Consider the following 11,665-nt stretch of genomic DNA (forward strand, 5'->3'; position numbering starts at 1 on the left):
TCAACACATGTCTATACATGCTTCTAAAGATGTTCAAATTAGTCTTGAAAACCAACGGATTTGAGTTCAAGTCTTCAAATTATAATATTTATAAATTAGAAGAAAGCACAATATAGTTAGTTGAAGATTAATTTCTTCCTATCTAATATTCTCAAAATTTCTTTCAACTCAAAATATCATAAGTCAAGTTCCTCAACAGATTATTAATAAAAAGAGCCAAGACCTAAGATATATAATCCCGTGTCTTGGCTCTTTTATCATGTCCTGTAGTGCTTTAAACCTTGATGGTCGCTGCTTGCCTGAATAATGCCGCAAACTCGTCCTGCGTGAAACTACCTAAGTCTCCTTCGCCATGTCTACGTGCCGAGACTTTGCCTTCTTCCTGCTCCTTCTCTCCTACAATCAGCATAAATGGAATCTTTTTGGTCTCCGCATCACGGATCTTTCGACCTATTTTTTCATCTCGGTGATCAATGAATCCTCTGATATCATTTTCCTCCATAAACGAATATACTTGCTCTGCATATGCTGCATATTTCTCTGAGATAGGTAATACAGCAATCTGATCAGGAGTCAACCACAATGGGTAATTGCCCGCACAATGCTCAGTCAGTACTGCCACAAACCTCTCCAAAGAACCAAAGGGTGCTCGGTGCAGCATGACAGGTCTATACTTTTGATTATCTGAGCCAGTGTATTCCAACTCAAATCGCTCAGGCAGGTTGTAATCTACTTGGATGGTACCTAGTTGCCAACTTCTCTTTAGTGCATCCTTGACCATAAAATCCAACTTAGGACCATAGAAAGCCGCCTCGCCATATTCGGTCACCGTCTTCAGCCCTTTTTCTGCAGCAGCTTCTTGGATGGCAGATTCTGCTTTTGCCCAGTTTTCGTCTGAGCCTATGTATTTGGCTTTATTCTCTGGATCACGGAGAGAAATCTGAGCTGTATATTCTTCAAACCCCAAGGCCTTGAACACATACAGTACCAAATCAATCACCTTCAAAAACTCATCCTTCACCTGATCTGGTGTACAGAAGATATGCGCATCATCCTGCGTAAAGCCTCTTACCCGAGTCAGGCCATGGAGCTCACCACTTTGCTCATAGCGATAAACCGTACCAAACTCGGCAAATCTTACAGGCAAATCCTTGTATGATTTAGGTTTCGCCTTGTAAATCTCACAATGGTGAGGACAGTTCATAGGTTTCAAAAAGAACTCCTCTCCTTCGTTGGGAGTTCTGATAGGTTGAAATGAATCTTCACCGTATTTTTCATAGTGGCCAGAGGTCACATACAATTCCTTGTGTCCAATATGCGGTGTCACTACAGGACTATAACCCGCTTTGACCTGAGCCCTTTTCAAGAAATTCTCCAATCTCTCTCTAAGCATGGCACCTTTTGGCAACCATAGTGGCAATCCTTGACCTACTTTTTGAGAGAAAGTGAATAATTCCAACTCCTTGCCGAGTTTTCTATGGTCTCGTTTCTTAGCTTCTTCTAGCAACTCCAAGTGCTCTGTCAATTCCTTCTGTTTCGGAAAGGTGATTGCGTACAACCTAGTCAATTGCTTGTTCTTTTCATCACCTCTCCAATAGGCTCCAGCCACGTTCAATATCTTGGCCGCTTTGATAAAACCAGTATTTGGGATATGAGGTCCTCTACACAAATCCGTGAAATTACCTTGCTTATAAAAAGTAATGCTCCCGTCTTCCAAGCCCTCAAGCAAATCGAGCTTGTACACATCTCCCTTCTCTTTGAAGTAGGCTACAGCATCGGACTTGGAAATACCCTCACGGATGTATTCATTTTTCTGACGAGCCAGTTCGAGCATTTTATCCTCAATCAATTTGAGGTTGTCCGAGTCAAAACTTTGATCTCCAAAATCAACGTCATAGTAGAAACCGCCTTCGATCGCAGGTCCTATTCCTAGCTGAATACCTGGATACAATGCCTCCAGTGCCTCAGCCATCAAGTGTGCAGAAGAATGCCAAAAAGTAGATTTTCCTTTGTCATCATTCCATGTGAGCAATTTGATCGTGGCGTCCGTATGGATCGGTCTGGTGGCATCCCACACTTCTCCGTTCACCTCAGCAGCCAAAACATTTCTAGCCAAGCCTTCGCTGATACTCATTGCTACATCCAAACCACTAGCACCTTTGTCTAGTTCCTTCTTACTGCCATCAGGCAGAGTGATCATAATTTTGCCGTCACTCATCAATCTACTGTTTTTATAATATTGGGAGAAATAAAATCGAAGCTAGGTAAAGCTTCTCTTCGCTCCTTTATTTTGCGCAAATATGCAATTTTTCCATTTACTTTTCTCACTCCCTCCAATGCTTCTTGGTTCAAAGAATCAATAGCTAAAATGGATTCATAATACGAAATGGCAGAGGGGTAGTATCGCTTGTGATCATAGATCTCTGCCTTAGCCATCAATGCAGGTATATACATACTGTCTACCTCCAACATTTGGTCGCTGTAATACAGAGCAGAATCCCATTGATTGCGCTCTTCAAAAAAAGCTACTAATTCGCCCCCAGAGGTCAAATCTCCACCTGACAGCAATTCCTCCAATAGCACATTGGCCTCCACATCCATCTGTTGAGTTCGATATATTTTGATCTTAATATATTTGACTCGCTTCGAGCCTTCATTATTCTCCGCATGGCCCAGCCAGTCTATGGCAGATACCATGTCGCCCTTGTTAGCGTACAAATCAGCCAATTCTATCGCCAAATCCACCTGAGCCGTGTCCATATACCATGATTTTTCATAATAGTTGATAGCAGACAAGGTGTCCTTCATATTCAAATAAATCGTGGCTTTTTGATCATACAGTTCTGCGTCACTTCTATTGATGAGAATTGCATTGTTGACCTGATCAATTGCCAACTCGTATTCTCCTTGCTCCTCAAATATTTTGGATTTCAAATTGTACACCTCTAGCATAGGCATGGCAGATTCATCGATACCAGTCAACAATCCCAAGGCTCTGGATAGTTGACCTTGAGCATAAAAATACTCCGCCAACAAAAAGTTTAAATAAGGCGATTGAAATGCCTCTGACACCACAAAGTCTGCTTGCACAGGAGTAAGTGCTAACCACCCCTTCTCCCTATCCTCCTGCATAAATTGGATGACATACTCTAGGTCTTGAATCTCATCAGAATCTACATCGAGTGTATAACCGCTCTGACTACCCATTTGTGCAGATTCATTCATTTCGTACAGGCCATACCTCTTCGTGCAAGAACAAAGTCCCGAAGCAAAGCATAGTAGCAGCAGATAAACGATTGGTGTCAACAATTTCATAACAACAAAACTAGGAATAATACATAGACAAACCCCTGAATAGACAAGATAAGATGGATGATACATTAGAGAAAAAGTGCAAAATCAAGACTATCAATTGGGTCAAAAACTAAGAGAGCAAATGAAACATTTATCATATAGGTAAATCTCTTAGTAACCCCTGTATAACGCTTAAATGAAGGTAAAAAAAATAGCAAAATTTGGATGTTAAACTTATTCTTGGTAACATTCGCAATTGATTTATATCATAAAGTGTTGATTGAGGAAAAGAAGACATTGCCGAAAAAAAAATTCAGTAATACAGTTGTAGCCGAACCACCCACCGTACAACAAAAACAAGAAATGCCCCTTCTTTTTCTTTGAATAATACAAATAATACCTGTAACTTGATAAGTGTTCAAATACAGAGTAAAGATTTTGACCTATTAACTTAACAATCGACTTGTTCTACTGAATGAAGAAAAAAGTCAAGATGAAAGATGGATCTTTTAAAGAGCAATAAAAATATTTACGACAACAACCTATTGTTGATGTATAAGGGTGAAGTAACCTTCGATCTGGTAACCTCAATCATCGAGACTTTAGATGGTAGAATTGCCGAAATCGAAAGTGATCGATTGATCAAAAAGAAATTTTATGGTGCTGCTACCGAATGTATTCAAAACCTCTACCATCACATGGATGAGGTTTCGGACGAGAGCATTGACACCTATGATTCTAAAGCAGGTCTGTTGATGGTAACTGCAAGGAAAAAATTCTTCAACATCATGACTGGAAATTTTATTCCCAACACAAAAGTCAATGTGATTAAATCCAAACTAGACAACATCAACTCGCTTGACAAAGAAGAACTGAAGAAACTATACAAGGAGATACTCTACAACGGAGAATTTTCGGATAAAGGAACTGCAGGATTGGGATTTGTAGAAATCGCAAGGAAAACAGGCCAGAAATTATCCTACGAATTTCATCAAGTAAATGAAGATTACTCTTACTTTACTTTTCAAATAAGAGTATCAAGGGTGACGAATAAAGAGTTAGCAGAAGCGTAATAGCTTTCAATTAAAATAAACATGAAAGAACTTTACCACGAGGAGCAGAAGATTTTGTCAGACTATGTCGGCAAGGTAAAGAACAAGGATCTGAGTATGGAGGATGCTGTTGGTATAGCAGTCAACTACAAGGATCTATTGGATCAAAGTAAAGTGATCACTAGAATCAGCGACAGACTACAGAAGAAGCTGGATCACGCCAACCAAAAAATTAAAAGCCAAAACTCGGAAATTCAAAAGAAAAACTCTGAATTAGAAGTCACCATCGACCAACTAGACAAAATGACAGTTGGTAAAAAAGCTTCTAGAATCATGTTCGTCATAGCCATAGTAGTGTTCGTAGCGGAGGAGCAATTCCTCTCGCCAGTCATACAAGACTATGTAGGTGGTGATTATTTAGGATTGGCACTACTGCTTATTATTGCTATGATTTTGAAATTCTTTGAAGGAGGTCTAGAAAAATACTTCCTGAAACAAACCAAAAACAAGATATTGGGCAATACGAGTTCTGCACAGAAAAATCAAGGTGTGGCCAATAAGAGTAATTTATCTTATGTAGAGGGGAAGTAATTATGAATCAACACCTACCTGTAACTAAAATTTAGAAAAATGAAAAAGGACAATCTGATTAGATCGTATGTGTTGACCTTGATATTGATAATTATCGGACTTTTCATAGGTCAATTTTTAGTTCAAAGTACCATTCGAGTCAACAAAAATGATGCGCGACTTGTGAAACTCGCACAACGCCAAGCTACGTTGAGTGAAGACATTGCAAAAAACTCTCTTCTCATGAGTACAGATAGAATTCAAGAGAGTGACAAGAACTTTACGATTGTCAAAAGACGACTCAAAAAATCAATAGACGAATTCACACAGATTCAAAATGCACTCACCAAAGGCGACAGAGATTTGGGAATCAATAATGTAGATAATTCTGATCAAATTATTGCATTGCTGACAGAGTCAGAGGTATTCTACAAAGAAGTGCGAGATGCTGCACTTGAAATCTACAATGTGGCATTTGAAGACAGCCCTGAAGACAAGGCCCTAATCATCAACCGAGCAATTATCAACATCTCTGATCAACAGAAAAAATTCACCGACAAAGCAAATGAAATCGCAGACAGGTATGAAGAAGAAGCCTACGAAAACAAAGCTGGCTCTTCGTCCATGGGCTATATCATCACTGCCATCATCATAGGAGTCATACTATTGCAAGCTTCATTCGTATTCCGCCCAGCAGTAAACTTGGCTTACAAAAACTTCTTGACGGCAAACGAAGCATTCGTCAAATTGCAAAAATCAGAAGAGCACCTCAGGCGCAGTGCTGAAAGGCAACTAGAAGCCAACGAGCGACTTATCCTCTCTCAACGTGCCTTGGAACAACGAAACAAAAAACTCAAACTATCTGAGCAAGAGATTCTCAAAAGTTCTCGAAAGCAAATAGAGGTCAACGAAAAATTGATTCGAGTACAAGAAGAACTCAGAAAAGCCTACGACAGAGTAAAATACTCAGAAGAGCGCATGAGAAACATTGCAGAAGAACAATTAGAAGCTACTGAAAAACTGATGATCACAGAGAATCAGTTGAAGATGTCTCTCGAACATGAAAAAAGCAGTAAGAACGAACTTACCAATACACTCAATAACCTAAAAAGCACACAATCTCAGTTGGTACAATCTGAAAAGATGGCCTCTCTGGGACAGCTTACCGCTGGTATCGCACACGAGATCAACAACCCGATCAACTTCGTGTACAATGGTATCGATACACTTAAAGTATCCCTGGATGACTTGATGATCATCATCAAAAAATATGGAGAACTAGAAGATAGTGAAGATTACAATGCTGCGATCGAAGAAATCAAGGCGTTGAAAGAGGAATATGGGTTCGAGGACCTACTAGAAGATGTAAAAGAACTGGTAGCCGATATCAAGAAAGGGGCTGTAAGAACGATTGAAATCGTCAAAGGCCTAAGGGTATTCTCTAGACTAGACGAGGAAGAAATGAAGCCAGCCAACATGAACGAATCGCTGGATGCTACTTTGACTCTGTTAAGAAATAAAACCAAAAACATCATTAACGTCAAAAAGTACTATGATGAGGACATTGAGGAAATCAACTGTTATCCAGGGCAGCTCAATCAGGTATTTATGAATATCATTAGCAACGCCATACAGGCCATACCTGAGGAAAGAAAAGATGGAGAAATCCAAATCTATACCGAAAATCAAGATCAGCACTTGATGATCAAAATCAAAGACAATGGAGCAGGAATGTCCGAACAAGTCAAACGAAGAATATTTGAACCTTTCTTTACAACTAAACCCGTAGGGATTGGCACAGGACTAGGAATGTCAATTACCTTTGGAATCATTGAAAAACATGGTGGCAACATCTATGTAAATAGTGAAGAAGGAAAAGGAACTGAGTTTTCTATTTTGATCCCAAAACATCTGGCAGAAAAGAAAAATCAGGGTAAGGTTTCTCAATCTCAACAAGCATAATTGATTAGAAATTAAAATGGAGCAAAACGAAGAAATGGTAGCGGAGCAAAAAGCTCCAAATCGAAGAGACAAATACACCATCCTATATGTGGATGATGAAGAAAGCAATCTTCGAATATTTCGTATGGCTTTCAAAAGAGAATACAATGTACTCACTGCCATGGGCGGCAATGAGGCGATAGAAATGCTCCGAACCAATGACATTCAATGTCTGATCACAGATCAGAAAATGCCAGAAATGACAGGTACGGAGCTATTAGAACGCGTACTGCCGGAGTTCCCAGATGTCATCAGAATGATCCTAACAGGTTTTGCAGATATTGAAGCAATCGTCAAAGCTGTCAACAAATGTGGTATCTACAAATACATCACAAAACCTTGGGACAAAGGTGAGATGAAACTGACGATAGACAAGGCTTTGGAAGCATACGAACTGAAAAGTGACAAAATCAACTTGATCCGAGAGCTAGAAAAAGCAAACTCAAGTCTAGAAGAAAAAGTAGAAACCAGAACCAAAGAGCTAGCGGAAGTCAACAAAAGACTCATGGACAGTATCAAATACGCCATGACCATTCAAAATGCCATGCTGGTCTCTCCAGAGTTGATCAAAGAGGCGTTTTCAGATTTCTTCTTGATATTCAAACCACTTGATATTGTAAGTGGTGACTTTTATTGGATAGCCGAGATTGAAAACGAAGATGGGGATGCAGTCACCTGTATTGCATGCGTGGACTGTACTGGACATGGTGTAGCAGGTGCCTTGATGAGTATGATCGGGGAGTCACTTTTGAACCAAATCGTACACGAGCATGAAATCACAGATGTAGATGAGATTCTTGAAAACCTCAACATCGGAATCATAGAGATTCTCAATCAATCTGAAAACGAAAACCATCACGGCATGGATGCGAGCATCTTGGTCATAGATCGAGCAAAGAGCCAGGTTCATTTCGCCGGTGCGAAACAAAACCTGCTCTATACCAAAGATGGCAAAATAGAGACCATCAAAGGAGAGAGAATTTCAATTGGTGGATTCGTAGATGAAGAAAGAGGTTATAAGAAGCATGTAGTGGATTTTGAAGAAGGTGAAACCTCATTCTACATGTTTTCGGATGGATTCCCAGATCAATTTGGAGGTCCAGGAAACAAGAAATTTAGTGCTGCAAGGTTGACAGAGTGTCTGGAGCAAAACATGGATAAACCCATGGATGAACAAAAGGCAATTTTGGAAAAGACCCTGACAGATTGGATCGGTGATGAAAAACAGACCGATGACATTATGATCATGGGAATACGAATATAAAGTGGGATATTTGTAAATTAAGAGGAGGAGTGTATGAAGATAAAGGTAATCACATTAAAAAATTGGTGTAACAGCAACATTACACCACTGGCTTGGCAAAGGATCATTATCAAAATCCTTCCTCAATTGAGGGAAAAAGGATTTGAACTGGATGAACTAGAAGAACCAGCGCCAGACAGATTATTTCAGGAGGAGGAATTCAAATTGTTCTCAGGAGCACTGAATGCACTCTACAACATTACTTTTCCTCAGGAAGTCATGGATAAAATCCAATAATGAAGAAATTGATATCCAACATATCAAATAATGTAAGCTTCTCCTCGAAGCTTTTTTTATTCTCCATCCAGAAAAAGAGTATTTCTACCTATGTCCTCGTTGCTATTCTTGTTCTATCCAGTCTGGGATTTTCATCCTGTACCCATAAAATAGCTTCCAACAGAGTATCAGTAGTCAAGCCAAAAAACAGGATATTCTACAGATACAATCACCAAAAACATGCAAGGAAGAAAAGGACTAGAATCGTGCGCTACAAGACTATCTAGATCAGATGATCCTTTGATACCTCGATCAAAAGTTTATCTGCACTATTTAGTCTGGTAATGAGCGATTCAGATTTAGGCAATTCATATTCGAAATAATAGCGCATGGTGTACAATTTGCTTTCGTAGAATTCATCCCCTCTATTTTCATTGATTGCGATCTGGCTAGGGATGGCCTGCAACAACCATTGCCACCCCACTGCTATGATACCGAATAGTTCGAGATACAGCGTAGCATCCATCAAAAACACTTCCTTCTTTTCCTTCATAGCCATCGTTGACAATCTCATCGTAACATTTTGAAGTCTAAACAAAGCATCATTGAGTTTTTCGGCATACCTGGTCAATTCCAGTATTTCCATCTTTACCTTTTTGATTGTCTTAGACACCTCTTCTGTAAAGGCTCTAAAAGCGATCCCTCCACCCATGATGATTTTTCTACCTAATAAATCCATCCCATGGATACCACTGGTCCCCTCGTGCAGGGTATGTATTTTCATATCCCGATAATACTGCTCTACTGGGAAATCTCTACAATAACCTGCTCCGCCGAAAATTTGGATGGCATTAGAAGTGGCCAGCATACCGTTTTCGCTTGGATAAGTTTTGGCTACAGGTGTCAAAAGATCTAAAGTGAGTCGGTAAATTTCTTTGACATCCTGTGTCCCCGCCTTAGCCATGTCTGCATAATAGGAACAGTTCAGCAAAAGCGACAATGAGCCCTCTACCATAGCTTTCTGCTGCAATAGCATTCGCTTCACATCTGCATGTTCGACAATAGGTATTTGGGGAGTATTTGGGTTCTTTTCATCTGGTTTTCTACCCTGCACTCTTTCCTTGGCATAGTTGAGAGAGGCATAGTAGGCCGATGAAGCAATTGCCGTGGCACTTAACCCCACTCCTATCCTTGCCTCATTCATCATTTGAAACATCTGAGACAAGCCTTCGTTGGGCTCGCCTAACAAATGACCATAACAACGATCCTGCTCTCCAAACGACAAATGTACGATTGGCGTACCTTTATATCCCATCTTGTGATACAACCCAGTCGTCTTCACATCATTCAGTACGACCTTGTCTTCCTCGTTGGTCATTTTTTGTGGTACAATAAAGAGAGAAAGCCCCTTTACACCTTCAGGAGCACCTTCAATTCGAGCCAACACCAAGTGAATCACATTGCCTACACCATCGTGATCACCAGCAGAGATGAATATTTTTTGACCTGTGATTCTATAGAGATCGTTTTCATCGTCGATAGACACAGCTTTTGTTTTCAAATCAGACAAGGAACTGCCCGCATCTGGCTCAGTCATAGCCATGGTTCCTTGCCATACACCACTGTATAAATTGGGCACAAAGGTTTCCTTGAGGTAATCCGAGCCATAGGTCTCAATCAATCGTGCGGCACCCATAGACAGCTGAGGATAAACACTGGCTGAGAAATTGGCCGCCCCAAAAATGAAATTGCTGGCAGAAGAAACCATAATAGGAAGATTCATCCCTCCAAACTCATCTCCTGCAGAAGCGGAGATCCAGCCTCCCTCTCCATACTTCTTCATAATCGCCCTTACCTGAGGGTGTACCTTGACCTTTCCCTGATCCAACTTTGGCTCTATTTGATCCATCTCTCTAAAAAATGGATACAACTCTCTCTCAGCAAACTGGTCTGCCGCATCTAGCGTCATCCGAATGCTATCCAAATCATGCCCTTTGTAAACATCCAATTTCAGGACTTCTTCTATCTTGAAGACTTCGGTCATTAAAAACTCCAGATTTCTACGAGAATAAAACTGCGACATGATTTGCTCTGCTTATGATGATTTTAAAGTATTGAATTTAACAAAAGACAATGTAATATATCTATTCACCTGCAAGAATCTACTTTCTCTGACTCTATTGTCTCTATTCAAAAGTATTTTTAAAAATATTTTTACCTAAGAAAAAACATAAACTACTCTATATCAATACACAACAATTAAGCTCTCATGATTAGCTAAATTTTTTATAAAATATTCTCATACAGGTATTGGATTGTAACGATAATGCGCCTAGTTTTGCATCGCAATTGAGGGAAATAACACTCACAAATGCACCAAGGAGCGGTAGTTCAGCTGGTTAGAATGCCTGCCTGTCACGCAGGAGGTCGCGGGTTCGAGTCCCGTCCGCTCCGCAAAAGCTTGCTAGTTTACACTAGCAAGCTTTTTTATTTTAAAGGAAACAGTCCTTAATAAAGGAGGATCAGTCAGTAAAGTTGGGGGATTGGTAAATTCATGCATAAATTTTGGATAATCTAAACAGAAAGAATTCTGCATTTTAAAGGGAATAAGTTGACTTCCAAGGGCTTTTATGATGAGGTTACAATTCAGGATTTTCCAGTCCGTGGCAAAGCCCTGTTACTTGAAGGTGAAACGCAGAAACGGCTCAATGAAGACACCGGTAAGAATGTAAGAAGGGATTGGAAAATGGTCAAAAATAGCACGCGGAAGACTGAGGAGTTCGCGCTTCTCTTAAAACGGAACTCCTAGATTACAAGCCTGTAAGTTGTAAGTTCATTTCTAAACTTTTCCGAATCAATGAACCAATCCAAATTTCTGGTTTAAGCCAACTGAAAAATTTTATCCATCGGCACCCACTTTTGTCCATCTTCTGCCCAAGGCAGTGGGATTTGAAACTGATCCATTAGCCTCTCCCACTCTTGTACCTTGGGGTTATTTACATCCATTTCGGCCTTCTTTTTGGGATCGAAAGTTTCGTCCACCTCCATAATCATGAAGAGACGGTTGCCAGTACAGTAGATTTGCATATCGCTAATACCCGCTGACTTGATACTATCAGTGATTTCTGGCCATGCTTGGCCAGACCAATGGTACTCTTTGTATTTTTTGATTAGTGCTGGATCATCCTTCAGATCCAGCGCCAAACAAAAGCGTTTGTTTTGATTCATA

Annotated in this window: 10 protein-coding genes and 1 tRNA gene; 7 read left to right on the top strand and 4 right to left on the bottom strand. The window is 40.1% G+C overall.

Annotated elements, in window-relative coordinates:
- Positions 1–274: 274 nt before the first annotated feature.
- A complete protein-coding gene (gene thrS, locus N6H18_RS16625; RefSeq protein ID WP_262309410.1) occupies positions 275–2,218 on the bottom strand; it encodes a threonine--tRNA ligase in 1,944 nt (647 codons plus the stop codon).
- Entirely contained in the window at positions 2,218–3,315 is a 1,098-nt protein-coding gene (locus tag N6H18_RS16630; RefSeq protein ID WP_262309411.1) for a tetratricopeptide repeat protein, read from the bottom strand. Before N6H18_RS16630 ends, thrS begins: the two co-directional genes overlap by 1 nt.
- Positions 3,316–3,794: 479 nt before the next feature.
- On the opposite strand from N6H18_RS16630, the gene N6H18_RS16635 reads away from it, so the two are divergent.
- Genes N6H18_RS16635 through N6H18_RS16655 form a run of 5 tightly spaced genes read left to right on the top strand, consistent with a single transcriptional unit; the run spans position 3,795 to position 8,457 of the window.
- Complete coding sequence (locus N6H18_RS16635; RefSeq protein ID WP_262309412.1) at positions 3,795–4,367, top strand: SiaB family protein kinase; 573 nt, start codon at positions 3,795–3,797, stop codon at positions 4,365–4,367.
- A gap of 21 nt (positions 4,368–4,388) precedes the next feature.
- Positions 4,389–4,937 carry a hypothetical protein gene (locus N6H18_RS16640; RefSeq protein ID WP_262309413.1) on the top strand — a complete coding sequence of 183 codons (549 nt, stop codon included), beginning with the start codon at positions 4,389–4,391 and terminating at the stop codon, positions 4,935–4,937.
- A 39-nt stretch (positions 4,938–4,976) separates the two neighbouring features.
- A complete protein-coding gene (locus N6H18_RS16645) occupies positions 4,977–6,878 on the top strand; it encodes a sensor histidine kinase (protein ID WP_262309414.1) in 1,902 nt (633 codons plus the stop codon).
- A 16-nt stretch (positions 6,879–6,894) separates the two neighbouring features.
- The gene (locus N6H18_RS16650) at positions 6,895–8,181 is read left to right on the top strand and encodes a response regulator (protein WP_262309415.1); all 1,287 of its coding nucleotides are present in this window, start codon (positions 6,895–6,897) and stop codon (positions 8,179–8,181) included.
- A gap of 33 nt (positions 8,182–8,214) precedes the next feature.
- Positions 8,215–8,457, top strand: coding sequence for a hypothetical protein (locus N6H18_RS16655; RefSeq protein WP_262309416.1), 243 nt, complete (start codon positions 8,215–8,217; stop codon positions 8,455–8,457).
- Between the two features lie 262 nt (positions 8,458–8,719).
- On the opposite strand, the gene N6H18_RS16660 is transcribed toward N6H18_RS16655, so the two are convergent.
- Entirely contained in the window at positions 8,720–10,519 is a 1,800-nt protein-coding gene (locus N6H18_RS16660; protein WP_262309417.1) for an acyl-CoA dehydrogenase, read from the bottom strand.
- Between the two features lie 297 nt (positions 10,520–10,816).
- Between N6H18_RS16660 and N6H18_RS16665 the strand changes: the two genes are divergently transcribed.
- Together N6H18_RS16665 and N6H18_RS18830 are read left to right on the top strand one after the other, a co-directional pair.
- A tRNA-Asp gene (locus tag N6H18_RS16665) sits at positions 10,817–10,890 on the top strand.
- A gap of 136 nt (positions 10,891–11,026) precedes the next feature.
- On the top strand, positions 11,027–11,245 hold the full coding sequence (locus tag N6H18_RS18830; protein ID WP_456103423.1) for an ISAon1 family transposase N-terminal region protein: 219 nt from the start codon (positions 11,027–11,029) through the stop codon (positions 11,243–11,245).
- 71 nt (positions 11,246–11,316) lie between these two features.
- Here the strand turns inward: N6H18_RS18830 and N6H18_RS16670 are convergent, their stop codons facing one another.
- Complete coding sequence (locus N6H18_RS16670; protein ID WP_262309418.1) at positions 11,317–11,664, bottom strand: L-rhamnose mutarotase; 348 nt, start codon at positions 11,662–11,664, stop codon at positions 11,317–11,319.
- Between the last annotated feature and the right edge of the window lies 1 nt (position 11,665).

Source organism: Reichenbachiella agarivorans, assembly GCF_025502585.1.
Taxonomy (GTDB): Bacteria; Bacteroidota; Bacteroidia; order Cytophagales; family Cyclobacteriaceae; genus Reichenbachiella; species Reichenbachiella agarivorans.

Coding starts and splice junctions, on each gene's coding strand:
- thrS (WP_262309410.1), bottom strand. CDS start 2,218: ATGAGTGACGGCAAAATTATGATCACTCTGCCTGATGGCAGTAAGAAG.
- N6H18_RS16630 (WP_262309411.1), bottom strand. CDS start 3,315: ATGAAATTGTTGACACCAATCGTTTATCTGCTGCTACTATGCTTTGCT.
- N6H18_RS16635 (WP_262309412.1), top strand. CDS start 3,795: ATGGATCTTTTAAAGAGCAATAAAAATATTTACGACAACAACCTATTG.
- N6H18_RS16640 (WP_262309413.1), top strand. CDS start 4,389: ATGAAAGAACTTTACCACGAGGAGCAGAAGATTTTGTCAGACTATGTC.
- N6H18_RS16645 (WP_262309414.1), top strand. CDS start 4,977: ATGAAAAAGGACAATCTGATTAGATCGTATGTGTTGACCTTGATATTG.
- N6H18_RS16650 (WP_262309415.1), top strand. CDS start 6,895: ATGGAGCAAAACGAAGAAATGGTAGCGGAGCAAAAAGCTCCAAATCGA.
- N6H18_RS16655 (WP_262309416.1), top strand. CDS start 8,215: ATGAAGATAAAGGTAATCACATTAAAAAATTGGTGTAACAGCAACATT.
- N6H18_RS16660 (WP_262309417.1), bottom strand. CDS start 10,519: ATGTCGCAGTTTTATTCTCGTAGAAATCTGGAGTTTTTAATGACCGAA.
- N6H18_RS16670 (WP_262309418.1), bottom strand. CDS start 11,664: ATGAATCAAAACAAACGCTTTTGTTTGGCGCTGGATCTGAAGGATGAT.